At 37.0% G+C, this 414-nt stretch carries 1 protein-coding gene; it reads right to left on the bottom strand.

Annotation, left to right across the window (positions count from 1 at the left end; translation table 11 throughout):
• Positions 1-198: gag-polypeptide of LTR copia-type domain-containing protein (locus tag CHM34_RS18625; RefSeq protein WP_169713841.1), on the bottom strand; the 198-nt coding region annotated here is incomplete at its 3' end.
• Between the last annotated feature and the right edge of the window lie 216 nt (positions 199-414).

Below are 414 nucleotides of genomic sequence, written 5' to 3' on the forward strand. Positions count from 1 at the left end.
AGAGCAATATTGAGAAACATTCTCACCTTCTTGCATCCTCATATCATCAAACTTACCTCTAAGACTTTCAGATTTGGCCCTCAAAACATTTGCATCTCCTCCATAAATGGTGTGAAGAGAATCCCACATCTTCTTTGTAGAATAAAAACCCTTGATGTCATCAAACTCAACATAACTTAGGGCAGAGGAAATATCCAACATTGTCTAATTGTGTTGTTTCTTCTTTTTCAGATCATTAGCAGTCAGGGCTCTAGTAGGATTAACATGCTTAGTGGTGATGGTAGATTGTGCATGGTCTCCAAGACCTCCTAGTTGTAGCTTCATCAAACTTTTCCATGTACGAAAGTTCTCCTTATTAATCTTTGGTACATCTCTTTGTGACATCTTGATCTTTTATTTTTAGTACCTTCAAAC

The sequence above is a fragment of the Paludifilum halophilum genome (assembly GCF_002245355.1).
Classification (GTDB): Bacteria; Bacillota; Bacilli; order Thermoactinomycetales; family DSM-45169; genus Paludifilum; species Paludifilum halophilum.